Here is a 20,697-nt window from a genome sequence, read left to right on the forward strand (position 1 = left end):
GAGTTAATGCGAATGAGCAAAAAACGATACCTCGCTGGATTGACCGTCTCGGTTTTGACCGCGACCGCCCTGTTCGGCGCAATCGGGACGTATCCTGCATACGCTCAGACATTGGATAGCGTTCAGCAGATCGTCGAGAAAATCCGGCAATCTGTTCTGGATGTCGACAAGGCCAAGACACCTGCCGAGCGGATCAAAGCCTATGACCGCGCCCGCGACCAGCTTGCCGCACTTTCGGTGAGCGCGGAAGGTGGTGATGAGGCTGCCAAAGCGAGCATTGCCGACCTCGAGGCGGCCGGCATTACGCCTGATGTCGTCACAACAGGGACGCTGAGCGCCACGCTTTCAAGCCTGACCGACAAGGGCGCCGACCCGGACGCACGCGTTGCGACCAGGCTGAGGATCGACGACCTTGTCGACGCCCTATCGGCACCGGAACTCAAAGTATCGGCGCTGGCCGACTATGCGAGGCAGATCGCAAGCGACCACGATGCCGCTTTGACCCTCTTGGAAAGGGCAATCGATGTCAGCGTGCAGATCACCTTAGCTGAAGAGAAGAATGCCGCGCTTAACAACATCGCCCAGGTCGGCGCCTACGTCGAACCGAAGCTGACCTCGAACATCGTCAACAAGGCGGTCGGCGGCATGTGGCCGGCGCGCATGCGTGGCTTTGCCCGCTACGATATCGCCCTGCGGCTGCTTGGCGACAAGAAACTCGGCAAAAAGGAAATTAAGGACGCCAAATTCGACGACATCTCGGCGGCAGTGAAGGCCGAACTCAAGGCCGGCCGGATAGAACAAGCCCTGCTGTTTGCTCTCGCCGTCGATCCGGAGTCGTCCGAACACCGCGCCGACACCGTCAACGAGGTCCTGAGCGCGGCCCTCAAGGCGAATGCAGTGAACCTGTTCCCGGTTTTTGCCACGAGTTTGGCCGATCGAAGCGATCAGGAGGACCTCATCATCCGCATCGTCAAGAACCGTGTTGATGCCGACCGCCTGATCGACGCGACCGCAATGACCGACGTGATGGAAACCGGCCCGGGGCTTGCGGAGATCGACTTCACCCTTGCCTCCGAACTCAGTGATCGCGGCCTGGCAAAGATGGCCTCCCAGCAATACGACCGTGGCACGCAGATCGTCAAAGCACTAAGCGGCGATGCGAGGGAAGCGGCGCTGATTGCCGCTATCGGCGGAGCGACCGACCTCAAGCGGTTCGATGATGCCCAAGCCTTCGCAGATCAGCTCACCGACATGAAGGGCGCATCCGATGCCCTCGGCAACCTTGCCAAGGCGTTCGCAGACAGCGACGATTTGAAGAAGGCCGAAGCGCTTCTCCCGAAGATCACCACCCTCAAGGACCGTGAGCAGGCGCTCTCGGGCATAGGCCGCGCCAAGGCGCGAGAAGGAGACCTCGATGCCGCAACGAAGATCGCCGACGAGATAGCAAACGACGAAGACAAAGGCCGCGTGCAGTCGGAAATTGTCCGCGTCTGGGCACGCAATGGCAAGACCGACGACGCCATGGGCCTGGCAAGCTCCATCAAGGAACCGGAGTATCGTGTCGAGGCGCTCCTCCGGCTTGCCAAAGAGATATCCGGAAAGGACGGGGCCGAGAAGGCGGCCGATGTCGTCGACCAGGCGATCTCCTATGCAGGCGGGGTGGACAAGGCAGAGCAGCGTGATGACCTGTTCTTCGACATCATTGACTACTTATCGAAGTCCAACCAGATCGCGCTTGCCAAGAAGCTCGTCAGCAAGATTTCCGACGAGAAGCTGAAGGCGAAGGCAGCTGGACGCATCGCGAGCCGGGCTGCGTTGAAAGGTGACGCGAAGACCGCCATCGCCTACTTCGACAGCCAGCCTGCGGCCAGCGACGAGCAACTGAAAGCCGAGGTCATGATCGCGGCCGCGAACGATCCGGCCTATGTCAGGACGGCCATCCTTGCCACCAAAGACATTCGCGATCCGATACTGCGTGTGGGCACGTTTCGCGCCATTGCCGAGGCGCAGTTGCGCCACCTTGACCGGCTCGGTTGGGGGCTGGGGAAGGGTGAAACGTCAGACTATAGAGACTGGCTGAAGAAGGCATCATTGGAGGCGAGAAACGAAGGCCTGCCCCAGCCCTCGAAGGCCGTCTTCAGCGATGGCCGCATGTCGCTGAAGACGACAGCCGTGATGAGCGCCCCGCTCAGCAGATATGGGTATCCCGACATAAGCAAGACGGCGGCAACGACGCGCTCGATGATACCGCTGCCAACACCGGGGCAAATCTCAATAACATTGGGAAACCTTAGTCCTTATGAAAGCAAGTTCATGGAGGACCTTGCAGGCGGATTTACCGGTCTTTCCCATGCCGCCCGCGCGCAAGGGCTTCTCTATCCGCGCATTATCGTCATTCAGAGCGGCACCTATACACTTGGTAGTCTTGCCATGCAGCTGGATAGCACGGCTGGCGAGCCGTTGGTCGAACGGGAGGGCGATATCGTCACGCTTCGCGCGCCGCTGCTCGTTGGCGAGGGGGCCGCCTTGATCCTGTCCGGGCAGGAGGCTTCCGCCTATCGCTTGTCCGCCACCGCTGGCGCCTTTCTCGCGGTCGGCGGCAAACTTTACATTCAGGACACGACCGTAACATCGTGGGATGAGGCGCTGCAGAAGCCGCGCAATTCCAGCAAAGACACGCGTGGGGTATTCCGGCCCTTCATCGTCGGCTGGAGCAATTCCGAAATGTATATTGGCGGATCTGTTCTGGATTCGCTGGGATATGCAGCATCGAAGTCTTTTGGACTTACGTTCTCGGCCGGCCCGAAGACAATCGCCAAGGCTCGCGAACAGTTGCGAAATCCGACGGGCATTGTCGTCGAGAACTATTTTCATAACTTCGAGTACGGCTTCTATTCCTACGAGGCCGATGACATCTCGCTCATCGGCAACGAGTACGCAAACAACGTCCTTTATGGCGTCGATCCGCACGACCGCTCGCATCGACTGCTGATCGCGCTCAACACCGCGCATGATACCATGGTGAAACACGGCATCATCATTTCCCGCGGCGTCGATGCCAGTTGGCAGGTCGGCAACGTGGTGTTCCACAACAAGGGCTCCGGCCTGATGTTGGACCGTGACAGCGTGGATAACCTTGTCTATGGCAACCTTTCCTTCGAGAACGACCAAGATGGCCTGACGTTCTTCGAGAGTAGCTGCAATCTCGCAGTTGCCAACGCCTTCATCGAGAATGGCCGCTCCGGCGTGCGCATGCGTAATAGCTGGGATATTGGCGTCCATGACAACGCCATCGTCCGCAACAAGCTCGAGGCCATCAGTGGCTACATCAGCGACCTGTCGCTCGCAGAGGATGAGCATAAGCGCGATCTGGTAATGGATCCCTATGTGCCACTGACGACGTTCACCGCGACGGACAACCTGATCGCTGCAAACGGCAAGGGGATAAAGGCTGCCGGCGTCTCTGGGCTCACGCTGGCAAAGAACGAATTCCGCAATCAGGAAGGGCGTCTGCTTGACGGCGACACACGCCCGTTTGAGGGACATGTGCTGCGATTCAATGGGCATCAGGATGTAGCAATCGCATCTACCTGCCGTCCGCAGCGGCCGGCAAATTACGATTGTGCATTCCGGGAGGCGGGGTTCCTGGGGGAGAACGATGCACTTTTCTTTGACAGCAAAACTTCCGGCAACTGCACGGACGCCCGCGGCACCGTGCAATTCGAAAGTTTCCATGGAAAAGGAGACAACACTTGAAAAAGGCGGCTCATTCTCTCCTCGCGGCACGTAGCGGGATCGCCCTGATCGCAGCCATTCTCAGCGCAACAGTGTTGCCGAGCTCGACACGGGCATCCGTAAGCCAAGCGGCGAACGGCGGCTATCAAGGGCTGTTTGATGTAAAGGCACGCAAGGCCTTTCTCGCGCAGAATCCATCATCCAACGCGCGCAAGGCGTGCCTTGCGGTCGATGCCGACGCCAAATGGCTGAACATCGAGGTCATCAAGGGCCTGACGACCACGGAGGGATACGGAACGGACCGGTCTGGCAACCAATACGCATGGGCGGTCATGGTTCTGTCCGGCCGCGCGCTCGCTGGCGATAAACGCGCCGAGGAAATGCTCAAGGCCTTTCTGTTGAAGTGGGCGGACGCCAGTGCATTCTCTGAAACCGAGAAAATTCACGACGCCTATTATGCTCTGAAACGCCTGATGCTGCCGACTGTGGTGGCCTATTCGATCATCCGCGACGGGCTTGGCGACGACGAGAAGCAGAAGCTAATCGCCTGGATCGATCCGCTGGTTCGACGCACCGATCAGATTTTCGAGGGAAGCGTCGACTATAACAATCACCGCTATCTGGCCGACAGCGTCCTGATGGCCTGGGGTAGCCTGACGGGTGACCAGGCACTTTACCAGAAGGGGCTCGACCGCTTTCGCGTTATCCTGGATGACGCCCGCGCCGATGGCAGCCTGCCGCTGGAAACGCGTCGCGGTGCACGCGCACTCTGGTACATGCGTCAGTCGCTGACCAGCATGACCGTCATGGCTGAAATTGCAGCGGGCGGGCAGGACGACTTGTTCGACGCGACAGCGGCCGACGGAAAGAAGAAATCCATGTGGACGGTCCTGTCCTACTGGATGAATGGCATGACCAACCCGATCCTGGTCAATGCCTACTCCGCCGAGAACTACATTCCAGGGCCGGAACAGGATTTCATGAAGCCGGATTTCGGCTTCCTGGAAAACCGGGGCAACGGACGCCACTATCTCGCGTTCCTCGAAGCGCTCGCCGTTCATGAGCCGGCGAACTTCACTCAGCGGCGTGCAGGCGCTCTCCTTGAACGAGAAGGAGCAAACGAGCGTCCTCTCATCGACGAATTCGCCGGCGGCAACGCCACATGCTTCTGGAGGCTGGGATGACACCACGCCAGAAGCATCTCTCCGTTTTGCTTGCAGCCACCTATCTGGCCTTTTCAACGCCGATGGTGGCCGTCGCCGAACTGACAGCGACGCCGGCCGAACAGGTCGATCTGTTGATCCAGCAGAACGACGGCGAGGGACTTCTGAAGATCGCCAAGCAGTTGCGGAGCGGAGTAGCGGTCTCGACCGCCAATTCGCTGAGAGTTCCAAACTTCCCGAAAGCACGCCAAGCCCTTGAGGCCGCCGTGACGTTGCCCGGTGCCAGACAAGCCGAAGCAAAGCTTCTGCTCGCCAAGATGATGCTGGCAGGCGAAGGAGGGCCAGTTGACGTCGATCGCGCGCTTGCCCTGCTGAATGACGTTATCAAGACTGGCAATGCCGAGGCGGCCTATGTCCGCGGGCAGAAGCTGGCATCGTTTCCGAACCGCGCTCAAGAAGCGCGCGATAACCTCAATCTTGCCCTTCGCCTTGGTGACGGCGCGGCAGCATTCGAGCTGGCGAAGCTGCCCGGCGCGACACCGGTCGAGGCGGCTGCTATGACGAACTTCGGCCTCAGCCTACTGCGCCAGCGCGCTGCGCGCGGAGATGCAGGCGCCGCCTTCGATCTCGGCGGATATTATCGAAGGCTGTCGGACAAGCCCGAGGATCAGAAGGAGGCTCTGGCCTGGTATCGCAAGTCTGCGCAACTAGGCCAGATCACAGCCGTTGTCTGGGTCGCACGTCTGCTCGGCGAACCTGATACGCCGCTCTTCGATCCTGCCGCCGCTATCGAACAATACCAGGCAGCCGCCGCCGCTGGATCGATCGAAGCCGCGCAAGAATTGGTGCGCGACTTTGCCGACGCCGGTCCATTGAACGTCCCGCCACAAGTCTATGATATGTGGATTGCCAGGCTGATCGACGCCAAGGACGCAACGGCGGTCCTCTATTACTCCCAGGCATTGCAGGAAACCGCCGAACAGCGCAGGCGGTCGTCGGACCAACTCTATGAGGCGACGATGGCCGGCGATGTCGCCAATGGTGAAGATCTGATCCGGATTGGCGAAAGCTTTCGCGACGGCGCAAGTGTCGTAATAGACCAGACGCGTGCTGCAAACATTTTCCGGCTCGGGGTCAAGAACGGATCCAACTCCGCGCTCACGAGATTTGCCCATCTGGTAATCGATGCCCCATCGCTGAGAAGCCGCGAAAACGTTGAGCTTGCGGTCGAAAAGCTGAACGAGCTAGCCGCGAAGGGAAGCGTCACCGGCCAACTGCTTCTTGGCGACATGTACGCCAAGGGTGTTGTTGGAGAGATCAACGAGACGAAGGCTATTGACCTCTATCTCCGAGCCCTGGCAGCGGCCGAGTCGGTCGAGGTGCTCAATCGCCTGGCGGATGTCTATCTGTCGTCCGCCGATATCAACAAGCGCAAGAAAGCCTTCCCCTATATCGAGCGCGCGTCGCGCGCAGGCAGCGAAAGCGCCATGCTGAAGGAGGCCGAGGCCTATGCCGACGGTGAAATCGTCGGGCAAGATTTCGACCGGGCGGTCACGCTCTACAAGAAGGCGATTTCGCTTGGCGCCACCGACGCCCTCGTCAGCCTGGCGAACCTCTACCTCTCGCGTGGCGGAGAGACCGCATTTCGCGACGCGCATGAGGCCTTCTCCGATGCGATCGCCGCCGGGAACCGGGAAGCGCCGGTTGAAATGGCGCGGTTCCTCAAGGCAAATGGCAAGCTGGACGAAGCGATCGAGCGACTGACGACAGCCGCGCGAAAGAACAACAGCCCGGCGGCCGTTGAGCTCTACGAATATGTGTCCGAGCGGGCCCAAAATCCGAATGTCGGGGCAGAATGGCTGCGCCTAGCCCTGAAGACGGCGAGCGACGTTCCGCGCGAGAAGGTGCATCTGGCGAGCGCCATGCTGATGCCATCGGATATACGCCTGAACCTTCAGGGCGCCTCGATGCTGCGCGAACTCACGGGTGCCAAGATTCCCGGTGCCGCCGTTGCGCTTTCAAATGTCTACATCGAGGGAAAGGGGGATGCCAAAGATGTCCCCACCGGCCTCGAACTCTTGGAGCAGGCCTCTCAGAAGGGTGATGTCGATGCACTCCTGAAACTTGGCGACCTCTACATGGATGGCAAGCACGTCGAAGGCGATGGCGAAAAGGCCGTTGGCTACTACCGCTCGGTGCTGGCGCTCCATCCCGATGACCCGACCGCCAACATGCGCATGGCACGCGCCTATCGCGACGGGCGCGGCGTAGAGCGCAATCTCGCTGTTGCTGCGACCCATCTGAAGATTTCCTCCGATGCAGGAAGCCACATGGCAACGCGCGACCTTGGCCTCGCCTATATGTGGGGCAGCGGTGTCAAAAGAGAAAAAGACAAGGCCGTTCAGCTGCTGCGCACTGCGGCCGAGCACGGCTATGCATTTGCCTGGCATGACCTTGCGGAGACATATGGTGCAGCAATTGGACCTGAGGTCGATGCATCGCAGAACTTCCGACTGAATATGCGCGGTGCCCGGGAAGGTCATGTGTCCGCGATGATCGGAGCCGGCATCGCGCTTCTATCCGGCTTTGGCACCCAGCGTGATCCCGAGGCAGGAATCCTCTGGCTGGAAAGGGCTTCGGCCAGCACGGGATGGGATGCTCCCGACGCCATGTACAGACTAGCCGAGGTCTACAAATACGGCATCGGCGTCGACAAGGATCCGAAGAAGGCGCGCGAATGGGAGCTGCGAGCCGCGAATGCAGGCAGCACCACTGCAATGTTCCATCTCGCCCTGGAACTCGAAGCCGACAACACGGACGCCAGCAAGGCCGAAGCGATCAAGTGGCTGCAGAGCGCCCGCGCGCTGCAGCATGTTCAAGCTGCAAAGAAGCTAAAAAAAATGGGTGCGGGAGACATGTCTTCCGTATCGCTGCAAGGGGTCGAAGACAATGGTGTGGAAGAGTGAGCGCCAACGCAGCGTCACATTTCGCAGGCGCATACCCCGCCAGCCGCTGGGAGGTCTGAACCTGCAGGGAGACCGGGAGAGCAATTCACGCGTCCTTGCATGCACGGCGCTGATCGTGCCGGCCCGAAGCGACAGTGAAGCTGGGTCGACCCATAACTGGGTCGTCCTGGTCCGAGACGAGATTATCGCGCGGGCACGCCAGCTCGACAGAACGAGATCGGCACAAGACGAGAGTGACGACGCTCCGAAGCAATGAGGTAGCATTTCAATGTCCAACGGAAACGAGATTGGGAGTGCGGCTGTCGGCCGCCGGCTTGGAAGTTTCCAAAGAACCGCGCTCGCCGCGACGCTTGCCTTTTGCGCACCCGTTCTGGCGACGAACGCCATTGCCGCCACTGAGACCTTGATCCCTCTGAGCCCGGATTTCGACTACGCGCAGATGTGTGTCACTCCGCCTGCGGTGCCCGCGCCTCGCAACTGGAACCGTTGGGACGGAAAGAGCACTGGCACACTCTCGCCAGACGACATGCTGCAGGATGCGCAAACGCTATTCAGCCCCTACAGTCTTTATCAGAGAAGCCCGGCGACCGCTGAACGCATTGCCCTCTACCTGAGCCAGGTCCCATTTGCCGGAGCGGGTCGCGCACTCCATCTCTACGGCCGCATTCTTGCCGACGACGACAACGCTTCTCTGCGCGTCGATGAAATCATCAGGGTCGAGACGGAGGCGATCAAACGCGGGACGATCGAGGCGGGAACCTTTCTCGGCAGGCTCTATCGCCAAGGCGAGCTCGTACCAGTCGACCTTAAGAAGTCACAGGGATATCTCACTGCGGCAGCAAACGCCGGCGATCCGGCCGCCGAACTCGAGCTTGCGCGTCTCTACTACCGCAACCCACAACTGGCAGAGACTGCCGACGCCAACCGCCTCTATCTGAACCGTGCGATCTCGAAGATGTCCGATAGATTGGGCGCCGGCGATTGCAGCGTCCTGACCGGCTTTGCCGACATCCTGATCGACCCCGATTTGGGGCTCGACGACCAACAGACCTCGGCACAATGGCTGCAGGCTGCCGTGAAACTCGGTGATGTCAGGGCAATGTCAACACTCGCACGCCGATACCTGCAAGACAGCAGTGTCGCCGCCAATCAGCAACAGGCGATCGGTCTCTTGAGACAAGCGTCGGCACTCGGGCACTCGGCAAGCCGGTTGACCCTTGCCGATCTCCTGCTTTCAACCCCACCAGAAGGAAGCGGCAAGAACGAAGCATTCAAACTGCTGGCTCAGGAAGCGGAGCGCGGCAACCCGCGCGCTTATGAAATGAAGGCCGCTTACTATCGTGGGGCCTATGGGGCCGGAGCCGATCCTGGTCTTGAGCTGCAGAGCCTGCAGAAGGCGGCCGTGCTGCCAGACGTCAGCCTCCGCACAATGGAACAACTCGGCATCATCTACGCGCGCGGCAGCGCCGGCGCACCGAATTTCGAACTCGCCAAGCAGACGCTGGTGAAGGCCGCAGATCTTGGCTCTGCACGTTCCGCCTTCGAGCTTTACAAGCTCGCGTCGGGTGAAAAGCCGGCTATAAAGCTCGACAAGGATCCGTTGACATATCTAAGCGCGGCAGCCGACCACGGCCTCGGTGTCGCGATGAGCGAACTGTCATCGCTCTACTTCTGTGGAGCGGGTGTCGAAAAGGACCGTGCCAAGGCGCGTGCCTGGCTCGAGAAGGCCGCCGCGGCAGGTAACGCAGCAAGCCTGCTGACGCTTGCAGACGAGGCATCTGCCAAGCGCACATCTGATGGCAACGCAAAAGCCGCCAAGTTTCTGACGCAAGCGGCCGAGCAAGGCGATGTCGAAGCCATGATGCGGGTCAGCCTGTCTTACCGTGATGGCCACGGAACGGAAAAGGATGCGGCTGCGGCTAAGACCTGGCGCCAGCGCGCGATGACCGCTGATCCCGGAGTTGCAACACTGACGGAGGCGCGTGCGGCTCTGTCCCCTGATGCTCCTGAGGAGCGCGACGCTATAAAGGCGAGAGCGATGCTGGAGGCGTCGGCCCCGACCGGAAATCCGGACCTGCTCTTTGAGTTGGCCAGACTTTACATCGACCCCGATCCAACGCTTGAGCCCGATCCCAAGAAGGCCACGGCCCTCTTCGTCGAGGCGGCGTCCAAAGGCAGCATCTCGGCAATGCTGCGGCTGGTGGACATGAAGGTTTCCGCCACTGACGGTGGCGGAGCGGATTGGCGGCGATGGCTTGCCCGGGCGAACGCGACAGGCGACTTGCGCGCGCTCCTCAAGCAAGCCGAAGTCGAAAGCGATGCCGAGCAGCAAGCGACGATTCTCAAAGCTGCCCTCAGCCGGCCGCTTTGCCTGGAGAAGGAAAAGATCCAGGTCGCGTTGGCGATACGAACCGTGCCGCAGTTTAAGCAGGACTATCTCGGTCTCTTCGATCAGGCGATCGCCGAGCCAACGAAGGATCCAAGCACGCAATACCAGATTGCCCGTTTCCTGCTGAACGAACGGCCAGCGGAAAAAGCAAAGGCAATCGAGCTCATGAAGGACGCCGCCGAGGGTGGAAAGCGGGAGGCCATGCGCGAGATCGGTCGCATGTATAGCACCGGCGAGGGTCTGCCGGCGGATGAGAAGAATAGTTACATGTGGCTGCTGAGAAGCGCACGGCTCGGCGACGAAGGAGCCCTGGAAAGCCTGGTGACGGAGATTCTGTCGCAACAGGCCACCTTCAACGACCCGTCCAGTGGCGACGAGAAGGTGGAAACATTGCTGCGTGATCTCGCGGCGCAGAATTCACCGCAGGTAGCAACGCTGCTCTCCAGGCTCTATCTGCGGCTCTCCGAAGGCAGCCCTGCATTCACGCAAGCGGCAAAATCCTGGACCCTGAAGGCAGCAACGCTCGGGAATGGAGCCGCCATGCTCAACGTCTCCGACTTCTACGCGGCTGGCACCCACGGGTTTGAGCACTCCGATACCAAGAGCACCGAATGGCTTTCGAAGGCGGCGCATGCGGGCTACCGCGGTGCCTTTGAGAAATATGCAATCGCGTTGCAGATCGGCTTCGGCACAAAAGCCGATACCGAAGAGGCGCAACGCTGGCTGACCAAGTCGACTGACTTGGCAAACTGAACAGTCAATGCAGGAGTAGGCGTCATGAAGAGCATCCTACGCATATCGCTGACCGCTCTGATGGCAACAGCAACGATTGCGACCGCCGAGGCAGCGAAGATCGTGAAGCCGACGCCGCGACCCGTGATCGAGACATATGCGAATTGGCAAGAACTGCGGATCGCAAAGGGCTGGCCCGAAGTCAATGCGGCGGTCAAACTTCCCTTGCCCAAGCGCCTGTTGATCGCCACGGCGGCGCTTACCGCACCCGACCGAAAGGTACGCGATCCAAATTATGGCTTCGCTCTTCTGCTTGCTGGCCCAACGTCAAGAGACGCTACACGGCTTCTGGCCAAGGGCATTCTTATGAACGACTATGTCTTTGGGGATAGAACGCCGGCCGTCCTGCGCTCGCTTGCGGCGGAGGCAATGCGTGGATGCAAGAGCTGCGTGGCGGCCTACGGACTGATTCAATACACCGGGCTGGACGTCCCACAAAATGACGTGATTGCCTATAAGTGGTACCGATGGGCAGCCGTTGTCGGAAACGCCAAGGGCATCGAAGCAACGTCGCTTGCTCTCGCCGAAGGCCGAGGCACCCTCAAGAACATCTCCGAGGCGAAGAAATGGGCCGCTCGCCTTGAGCCGGCACGCCGGGCAAAGCTCTACACCGAGATTGCCAAGCGCATCGTGCTCAGCAAGACGCCCGAGGATATGGCAGTGAGTTCCGAGTTGCTTCTGCAATCGATCGCGCTCAATCCACTGGACGCAGGCAGACCCGCGAAGCAATTGCTCAATCTCGACTATCCGCCGTCCGTACAAGACGAAGCAATGGCCGCCATCCGGGCGGAGGGGCGAGCAGCTGATCCAAATGCGCTTAAGGTCATGGCGCAGGTCCTGTGGAAGAGGGACAAGCCCGAAGCTGTCAACGAGGCGATTTCAATATTCCAAACACTGGCGGAACGCGGCAACGCCGACGCCATTGATTATCTTTCACGGGCTCTCGCACGTTCAGATGTCGACAAGAGCAGGAAGGATCTGATCATCGCGAGCCTCCAAACGGCTGCAGCCAGCGGGTACGCATCAGCCTCAAAGGTGTTGGGTGATGCCTACTACTACGGCACGGGCGTTACTGCCTCGCTCGACACAGCGCAGACCTATCGCGAAAGCGCAGCCAAACAGAACGATCCGGAGGCTCAATACCTTCTGGGCATGATGATGCTTCAGTCAACCGACAAACCGCAGGACGGCGCCACAGGTCGACAGTGGTTGGAGAAGTCGGCAGCGGGTGGATATCCGCTGGCGCGTGCCGCGCTCCAAAAGCTGTCATCCAATTGAGCCGAGACACCTTGCTACCACCGAAGCAACAGTCAGCAGCCGGCTAGCGGCTTAAGCTGAACCTTGCCCTTCTTCTTGTCCTTCTTTTCGGAATTGCTCTGCGAGGTGTTGCCACACACCTTGCCCTGCGGACCGCGCTCTGCGCGCACGACCGCTACTCCGACCTTCCGAAACGTATTGCCGTAGACATCATTGTTAATGCCATCCTTGTCGCTGTCCCCACCGAGACGCACCCCCGCGCCGCGCACATTGCTGACGGTGTTGTAGCGGAAGACATTGTTGTTGCCGCGAGAATCGAAGCCGCCAGAGTTCTTGTCCTTCTGGCCGGAGCATTGGTTATGCTCGACGACATTGCGGCTTGATCCTTCCTTGATATCCACGCACTCGTTGCCTTTGGTGTCGATGATATTGTGATGGACGTGATTGGCGTCCGAGGCATCGACGGATCGGTCCGGAGCCCCGTGGGCGCCCCGCTGCTCCGGGGCGGTGCCGATGTAGATGCCCTCGCCATTCTTACCGCCGTCTCTGAAGGCGAAATCATAGCGGCCGCAATTGCTGATCTGTGAATAGGCAATCTCGTTTCGGCGCGTCTGGTAGCGAAGCCTGATGCACTCGCCCCCGGCATTTTTGACGGACATGTTCAATATCCGCAGGCCCGTTACTCCGTCTCCACGCGTCTTGCCGATCACATAGATGAGCTTGTCACGATAGCTGCCCTTGGTGTTGCCGGCGCCGAATTTGCCATCCACCGTGAACCCGCGCAGTTCCGTATAGTCGTGGTTGATTTCGATCACCCTCGACGCGCCTGATCCCCTTATGACCGCGGACCGAGGACCGGTGATCACAATCGGTTTTCCGGGTCTGCCGTTTCGAACCGTCTTGAAATCTTCATAGTATATTCCAGGTCTCAACCGGATGACGTCACCGGGCTGTGCTCTATTGAGAGCAGCCTGGATGCCGCGCGTTGGCGACGGAGAAACATCAATCGTCGTCGCGAAACTCGCACTGGCGAACGCGGCGCAGCTGCAGAAAACCGATAAGCGCGCAACAAGAAAAAACGCCAAAGATCCATGAGTCATTTTGAACCTCTCCGCAAACATCAAAGGATTTAGTCGGCAGTGGAAGCAGCGCTTCTCCCAGGCAAGATCAATGGATGTTCTTGTATATGCAAATATTCTATAACTAGACTATGTCAAATCATTGATAGACAAATAGATATTATCTATTTTTTCTTCCTGTAATTCGAAATAACCTCGTTGACCAACATGAGCTAATATAGCTTTACATTCTTGACGATGAAGGAGCCGGACCATGTTGAGACTATTCCTTGTTGCCTCCGCCCTGCTGTCATTATCCGTGCCCGGCGCTCTCGCCGACAGCCCCTGGTACCGGATTATTCCGGTACCAGGGGCGCCCGGCTGTAAGGTTCTTGCCGACGCCAACGGCCGGCCTATTCAACAGCGTTACGAAAAAGGTGGCGCGCGCATCTATGCCATCGGCGGCAAGGCATGCCCGGAAAAATTCCCGGGAGAAAGCTACGCCACGATTTCGACCGCACGGTCGATTACGACCGAGGGAAATTTCGCGCGCATCACAACCAAAACGCGCAAACTGGTCGTTACCCGTGGGGGCACGGGCAATAACTATACGTTTGCAATAAACAAACTCGATGTACCGAGATAGCAGCGGCCGGCAGAACCGATATCTTCACCGATTGCGCATTTTCTCTCTGGCAAGGCCTCGCCGCGCGATCGGCGAGGACTGTCATGCTGTCGCTGCATAACAGTGGATGTTTTTGCGACCATGACCGAAGCGAAAGCTGTTAGGGTGGCGTGACCACCACTTTCGTCGCGCGGATGAATGCACTGCACATATCATGCCGGCATCCTGAACCTGCCGCCTGTTAAGCACAGCGGTTTGAGCAGGACCGGCTTCTGCGTAGTTGAGGAAATATGACGCTGTTCTGCATCAAACCTAATCAATAATACGGATTGATTTCCGCCACCACACCAGGATCCGCCCGGCCATCAAGCAACCCGCAGACAATACTTCGTTGCTTTAAATATTTATCAAGCTAAATGCCCAAATATTAAGAGGAAATACTTAAGCAGGATTAATTTCGCGATCCAGATCGCGAAGTATATTCGCCAATAGTCTCAGGCGTTACGCAATAAGGCGTATTCAAGGTTAATTGTTGGGCACGTTTAACTCATGCTAACTATACAGCAGGGTTGAGGGTGTGAATCATGACCATTCCAGTCGAACAGAACTGGGGCCCGCATCTTTCCGTCAAAAGCGACCGGAAATGGTTCGGTTTCAACAGCATTGCGATTGCCTGCATCGCAGCAACGGTCGATTTTATCGTTCTCCTTGCCGCGAGTGCAGCAGGTCATCTGTTTTACGAGCAGATTGCCTTCGGCACTGTTGCCGACCCTTCGCTTTACATCGGGATCGGTCTACTCGTGGCGACGATTTTCATGCTGGCGATGTTTAGCGTCCATGCCTACCGACCGAGCGAGATGCTCTCGTTGCGCCGCCAGTTGCTGCTGATCACGGCGTTTTTGCCGGCGGCTCTGCTGTTTCTTCTGGCCGTGATCTTGTTCCTCAAGATCGACGCGGCAATTCCGCGTGGCTCGATCATCACAGGTGCAATTCTCTCTTTGGGTGGGCTGATCGCTTTGCGCCTGTTCTGGTATAGCCACCTCAGCAGCGCGATTGCTCGTGCAGCGTTCCCCACCCGACGGGTACTTCTCATTTGCCCAAGCACGATGCCGACGGAATCAGTCGTTCAACGTGCCGCCCTCAGCGGTCTCTCTATTAAGCATATGATGCGAATTGCCGAAGCCGATCTGGCGCTGGCATCCATGAGCGAGGCCTATGAGAAGAACGGCATAGCCGAAGTGGATGAAGTGCTGGTTGCATGGAGCGACTATGGAAATTTGCGCGCGCTCGAGGAGTGCCTGACCACGCTGCGTCAATTCTGTGTGCCGGTAAGCGTCATGTTCGGCGGTGTCGTGGGAGACGTCGTCGAAGGCCCTGCGCAAACGGTCGGGGAGCGGCGCGTGTTCCAAGCCCACCGCCCACCGCTCGATCTCTACGAACGGGGACTGAAAAGGGCATTCGATGTCGCCTTTTCCATCGCTGCACTGGTTGTCATGTTCCCAATTTGTGTTGCGGTTGCCGTTGCCATAAAACTAGACAGCCCCGGACCGATCTTCTTCGTGCAATCGCGAAAAGGGTATAGTGGCCGCGTGTTTCGCATACTCAAGTTTCGCAGCATGTCGGTCATGGAAGATTCCACGGACGTGCGCCAAGCGACACGCAACGACCCTCGCGTCACGCGAGTCGGCGGCTTTATCCGATCGACAAGCCTGGACGAACTGCCGCAATTCTGGAACGTCCTTCGAGGCGACATGTCGGTCGTCGGGCCGCGTCCGCATGCATTGGTGCACGATGATCTCTATGGAGCTCTTATCGCCGAGTACGCATCGCGCCGGCATGTCAAGCCCGGATTGACGGGATGGGCCCAGATCAACGGGTGCCGCGGCGAAACACCGACAGTGGATCGAATGGCTGACCGTGTTCGCCATGACCTTTGGTACATCCATAATTGGTCATTGTGGCTCGATCTGAAAATCGTCTTTGTGACCATGGTCAGCATGGTTGATCGCAGGAATGTCTACTAGCTGGTCGTCGTTTGTGTTTTGTGTTTGCGTGAAGGGTGTGTAGCGATGATTTTGGTGACGGGCGGCGCCGGCTTTATCGGCTCAAACTTCATTCTCGACTGGCTGGCGCAGAGCGACGAGCCTGTTCTCAATCTCGATGCGCTGACCTATGCTGGCAACAGTGAGAATTTGGCCTCGCTTTCGGGAGATGCCAGGTACACCTTCGTCCGTGGAAGCATTGGCGACAGTGCGCTGGTGACGAGCCTCCTGACACGATACAAACCCTGCGCCATCGTGAACTTCGCCGCCGAAAGCCATGTTGACCGCTCGATCCATGGGCCGGAAGATTTCATTCAGACCAACATCGTAGGCACATTCCGGTTACTGGAAGCAGCGCGAGCCTATTGGGGCGGATTGGCGAATCGCGAAGGGTTTCGTTTCCTGCACGTTTCGACCGACGAGGTATTCGGTACGCTGCGCGCGGGTGATCCTGCCTTTGACGAACAAAATCAGTACCAGCCAAACAGCCCTTATTCGGCCAGCAAAGCGGCAGCGGACCACCTTGTTCGGGCCTACCATCACACCTACGGCCTGCCCGTTTTGACCACCAATTGCTCCAACAACTACGGCCCGTTTCACTTTCCAGAAAAGCTCATTCCCCTGGTCATTCACAATGCCATTTCAGGTCGCCCCTTGCCGCTCTACGGCGATGGCCGGCAAATTCGCGACTGGCTCTACGTCAAGGATCACTGCAGCGCAATTCGACGGGTGTTGGATGACGGCTTGCCAGGACAGACCTACAACATCGGGGGCTGGAACGAGCGAACGAACCTCGAGGTCGTGATGACGCTCTGCGACGTGCTTGACGAGCTTAAGCCCAAAGCAGACGGCGGCTCCTATCAGGATCAGATCACGTTCGTGACCGATCGCCCGGGTCATGACCGGCGCTACGCTATCGACGCCCGCAAGATTGAGGCAGAGTTGGGCTGGCGACCAGCCGAGACGTTCGAGACCGGCATCCGAAAGACCGTTCGCTGGTATCTCGATCATCCGGATTGGGTACACAACGTCACCTGCGGCAGCTACCGCAACTGGATCGCGAAGCAATACGCATGAACATCCTGCTGCTTGGCAAGAACGGCCAGGTCGGCCGGGAACTACATCGAACGCTCCTGCCGCTGGGTGCGGTGACGGCGCTGGAAAGGCGTGACATCGATATGGAAGCGACTGAGACCCTCCCTGCGATCTTGGAGGAACATGCGCCCGACCTTATCGTTAATGCCGCCGCCTGGACGCAGGTCGACCGTGCGGAATCGACGCCGCAGGCCGCTTTCCGGGTTAATGCCGAAGCGCCGCAAATCATCGCGCGATTTGCCCGCGACCGCGTCGCGACGCTCGTTCACTACTCAACAGACTATGTTTTCGACGGCCGGAAGGAGGCGCCGTACGTCGAAAGTGACGACACCAATCCGCTGAACGTCTACGGGCAATCAAAACGAGCCGGCGAGCAAGCGATCGAAGCGTCAGGCTGCAGGTTCGTTATACTACGGACAAGCTGGGTTTTCTCCGCGACGGGAGCCAATTTCATCAACACCGTTCTTCGCTTGGCGCGGGAGCGAGCGACGCTGCGCATCGTTGCCGATCAATTTGGCGCGCCGACATCAGCCGAACTGATCGCCGACGTCACGGCACTGGCAGTCGCGGCCCATCGCCGAGGGGAATTTGACGGCGGCATCTATCATCTGACGGCGCAAGGCCAAACGAGCTGGCATGAGCTTGCATCCTATGTCGTTCGACGTGCGCGCGAACTGGGGTTCACTTTGCGGACTGATGTTGCCGACATCGAGCCGATTGCGACCGAGGAATACCCCCTGCCTGCAGTGCGGCCGCAAAACTCCTTGCTCAATAGCGATGCACTCGCCGATCGCCTGGGATTGGATCTGCCGTACTGGAGCGTGCACGTGGACAGGATGCTCGATCAACTGAAGGAACGGGAGCTGCAGGCGTGACTCGAAAAGGCATCATCCTCGCCGGTGGTTCCGGCACCCGTCTGCATCCCGCGACGTTGGCAATCAGCAAGCAGTTGCTGCCGGTCTTCGACAAACCGATGATCTACTATCCGTTGAGCACGCTGATGCTCGCGGGCATCCGAGACATACTGGTGATATCGACCCCGCAGGATACACCTCGCTTTGAGGCGTTGCTGGGAACCGGCGAGCAGTGGGGCATCAACTTCTCCTATGCCGTGCAGCCGTCGCCCGATGGACTGGCCCAGGCCTTCATCATCGGAGAAGACTTCCTGGAGGGGGCGCCAAGCGCACTCGTGCTCGGCGACAATATTTTCTACGGGCATGACCTGCCGCTCCTGCTGGGCAGCGGTATGTCGCGCGCGAGCGGCGCAACCGTCTTCGCTTACCATGTGCTCGATCCCGAGCGCTATGGCGTCGTCGAGTTTGACGATGCGAACAGGGCTCTGTCCATCGAGGAAAAGCCGTCCCTGCCGAAGTCGAACTATGCCGTCACGGGCCTCTATTTCTATGATGAGAGGGCAGTCGACTATGCCAAGCAGCTCAAGCCCTCGGCGCGCGGCGAGCTTGAGATTACTGATCTGAACAGCCGCTACCTCGATGCAGGAAGCCTGACCGTGGAGATCATGGGGCGCGGCTATGCCTGGCTCGATACGGGAACTCACGATTCTCTCCTCGATGCCGGACAATTCATTTCGACACTGGAGCATCGCCAGGGCCTAAAGGTTTCCTGCCCGGAGGAAATTGCGTTTCGAAACAAGTGGATCGACAGAGCCCACCTTGAGCACCTCGCCACCCCGCTTGCGAAAAGTGGCTATGGCAAGTACTTGCTGCGACTTCTGAGCGAGGCTGAAGAAAGATGAAGGCGACACCGCTCGAAATTGCCGATGTCCTGCTGGTCGAGCCGACAGTCTATGGCGACGACAGAGGATTCTTCTTCGAGAGCTTTAATCAGGCCCGCTTCAATGCGGCCGTCGGGCGCGACGTCAGCTTCGTGCAGGACAATCACTCCAAGTCGGCAAAGGGCGTCTTGAGGGGCTTGCATTACCAAATACGGCGACCACAGGGAAAACTCGTACGCGTCGTGGACGGCACTGTATTTGATGTTGCCGTCGACATGCGCAAAGGCTCGCCGACCTTCGGCAAGTGGGTGGGAGAGACCCTGTCGGCTGACAACAAGCGGCAACTCTGGATCCCCCCCGGCTTCGCCCACGGCTTTCTCGTTCTGTCCGACTGCGCGCAATTCCTCTACAAAACAACAGATTTCTATTCGCCGGAAAACGAGCGGGCCGTGATCTGGAATGATCGTGATCTGAATATCGCTTGGCCGATTAAGGGGGCACCGCTTCTTTCTGAAAAGGATGCGATGGCGTCGACATTCGAGCACGCCGAGCTTTTCCTCGATCAAGCGGACGCTGAAGGCGATGCTTCCATAAAATCTTGAAATCGCTTGAATGTTTTGCCAGCTGCCGTGGACGGCGAGGAGCCTTGAATTGAAGGACGCCAGCGCCTGCCCGGTATCAACGACGCTTTCCGGAAACGTTTTAGTATGGCAGATAAGGAGGCGCAGCGTTCAATCGGGGAGGTAGATTGCCGCAGATGAAGGGAATTCGCCAACTCGCAAAGCATCTCGACATCTCGATCGGGACGGTTTCGCGCGCGCTGAACGGCAGGCCTGACGTCAATGAAGAGACGCGCAAGCGCGTGCTCGCGGCAGCCGAAGAGCTGGGTTACGTGGCAAATCAGTCCGGACGCAGCCTCCGTCAGGGAACGACAAACGTCATCGGGCTGATGATCGAATCCAGCAAGGAAACGGTCGAAAACAGCGACAACTTCTTCCTTGGCGTTACCGGCGGTCTGCAGAGCGTGCTTTCCCGTCACAAGCTTGACCTGCTGATGCTGCCATGTCCGAACGACGAGGACCCCCACGAGTATCTGAAGCGGATGGTCGCGCGGCGGATCGTCGATGCGATGATCATTTCGGCCACGCAGCGCGTCGACAAGCGTATCGACCTTCTGGTCAAGGCCAAGATCCCGTTTGTCGCGCTCGGGCGCAGCACGTCCGGCGGCAACCATACCTGGATCGACCTTGACTTCGAGGGCGTCGCCGCCTGCGCAGTCGATCGGCTCGTGTCCAAAGGACACCGCCGTATCGCCATCGCAGCACCATCAAACGACATCAATCTTGGTTATATCTTCGTCGACGCCTATCGCAAGTCACTCGAGCGGCACGGCATCACCTACGATCCGTCGCTCGTCATCCGCGTCAAATCAAGCGAGCAGGGCGGCTACCAGGCCGGTCATGAACTGCTACGGCTCGACAGCAAGCCAACGGCGATCATCCTGATATACGAGCTCATGGCGATCGGCCTCTATCGTCGCCTGAACGAAGCAGGCATTGTTCCCGGTCGCGATCTCGCCGTCATTGGCTTCCGCGAGGAACCGCGCGGGAAATTCCTGCAACCATCGCTGACCTGTTTTCGCATGTCACTGCGCGATCTTGGCGTCGAGCTTGCCGAAACCTTGCTGGCGACAATGCCGGCCTATGCCGAGCACTACCCAAAAGGCGCACGCAACACGATCTGGCCACTCGAACTTGCCCCAGGAGAGAGTGACGCTTTTTCGCTGAGCACATAGCCGGGCGAGCCTTTCGTTCTTACCAAAATACGAAGATGCGACACC

General features: G+C 58.8%; 13 protein-coding genes. 12 read left to right on the forward strand and 1 reads right to left on the reverse strand.

Annotation, left to right across the window (positions count from 1 at the left end; all coding sequences use genetic code 11):
• Positions 1-12: 12 nt before the first annotated feature.
• From FHT71_RS00055 to FHT71_RS00075, 5 genes are all read left to right on the forward strand, one after another.
• Positions 13-3,756: a NosD domain-containing protein gene (locus tag FHT71_RS00055; RefSeq protein ID WP_183718591.1), complete on the forward strand. Its 3,744-nt coding sequence runs from the start codon at positions 13-15 to the stop codon at positions 3,754-3,756.
• Positions 3,753-4,919, forward strand: coding sequence for an alginate lyase family protein (locus FHT71_RS00060; protein WP_183718593.1), 1,167 nt, complete (start codon positions 3,753-3,755; stop codon positions 4,917-4,919). Before FHT71_RS00055 ends, FHT71_RS00060 begins: the two co-directional genes overlap by 4 nt.
• The gene (locus FHT71_RS00065; protein WP_132588259.1) at positions 4,916-7,864 is read left to right on the forward strand and encodes an SEL1-like repeat protein; all 2,949 of its coding nucleotides are present in this window, start codon (positions 4,916-4,918) and stop codon (positions 7,862-7,864) included. The genes FHT71_RS00060 and FHT71_RS00065 overlap by 4 nt, the downstream gene beginning before the upstream one ends.
• Positions 7,865-8,132: 268 nt before the next feature.
• Positions 8,133-11,006, forward strand: a complete 2,874-nt coding sequence (locus FHT71_RS00070) for a tetratricopeptide repeat protein (RefSeq protein ID WP_183718595.1) — start codon at positions 8,133-8,135, stop codon at positions 11,004-11,006.
• Between the two features lie 24 nt (positions 11,007-11,030).
• Entirely contained in the window at positions 11,031-12,323 is a 1,293-nt protein-coding gene (locus FHT71_RS00075) for an SEL1-like repeat protein (protein WP_183718597.1), read from the forward strand.
• A gap of 32 nt (positions 12,324-12,355) precedes the next feature.
• Here the strand turns inward: FHT71_RS00075 and FHT71_RS00080 are convergent, their stop codons facing one another.
• Positions 12,356-13,117 carry a hypothetical protein gene (locus tag FHT71_RS00080; protein ID WP_348649184.1) on the reverse strand — a complete coding sequence of 254 codons (762 nt, stop codon included), beginning with the start codon at positions 13,115-13,117 and terminating at the stop codon, positions 12,356-12,358.
• 517 nt (positions 13,118-13,634) lie between these two features.
• Here FHT71_RS00080 and FHT71_RS00085 point away from each other — a divergent pair.
• From FHT71_RS00085 to FHT71_RS00115, 7 genes are all read left to right on the forward strand, one after another.
• Positions 13,635-14,006: a hypothetical protein gene (locus tag FHT71_RS00085; RefSeq protein WP_132588255.1), complete on the forward strand. Its 372-nt coding sequence runs from the start codon at positions 13,635-13,637 to the stop codon at positions 14,004-14,006.
• Positions 14,007-14,569: 563 nt separating this feature from the next.
• Entirely contained in the window at positions 14,570-16,009 is a 1,440-nt protein-coding gene (locus FHT71_RS00090; protein ID WP_132588254.1) for an exopolysaccharide biosynthesis polyprenyl glycosylphosphotransferase, read from the forward strand.
• A gap of 45 nt (positions 16,010-16,054) precedes the next feature.
• The gene (gene rfbB, locus FHT71_RS00095) at positions 16,055-17,104 is read left to right on the forward strand and encodes a dTDP-glucose 4,6-dehydratase (RefSeq protein WP_183718601.1); all 1,050 of its coding nucleotides are present in this window, start codon (positions 16,055-16,057) and stop codon (positions 17,102-17,104) included.
• Entirely contained in the window at positions 17,101-17,997 is an 897-nt protein-coding gene (gene rfbD / locus FHT71_RS00100; RefSeq protein ID WP_183718603.1) for a dTDP-4-dehydrorhamnose reductase, read from the forward strand. The genes rfbB and rfbD overlap by 4 nt, the downstream gene beginning before the upstream one ends.
• Complete coding sequence (rfbA, locus tag FHT71_RS00105; RefSeq protein ID WP_183718605.1) at positions 17,994-18,878, forward strand: glucose-1-phosphate thymidylyltransferase RfbA; 885 nt, start codon at positions 17,994-17,996, stop codon at positions 18,876-18,878. The genes rfbD and rfbA overlap by 4 nt, the downstream gene beginning before the upstream one ends.
• A complete protein-coding gene (rfbC, locus tag FHT71_RS00110; protein WP_183718607.1) occupies positions 18,875-19,459 on the forward strand; it encodes a dTDP-4-dehydrorhamnose 3,5-epimerase in 585 nt (194 codons plus the stop codon). Before rfbA ends, rfbC begins: the two co-directional genes overlap by 4 nt.
• Positions 19,460-19,614: 155 nt before the next feature.
• Positions 19,615-20,652, forward strand: a complete 1,038-nt coding sequence (locus FHT71_RS00115; protein WP_183718769.1) for a LacI family DNA-binding transcriptional regulator — start codon at positions 19,615-19,617, stop codon at positions 20,650-20,652.
• Positions 20,653-20,697: the final 45 nt, after the last annotated feature.

Source organism: Rhizobium sp. BK060 (genome assembly GCF_014193145.1).
In the GTDB taxonomy this organism is placed as follows: domain Bacteria; phylum Pseudomonadota; class Alphaproteobacteria; order Rhizobiales; family Rhizobiaceae; genus Rhizobium.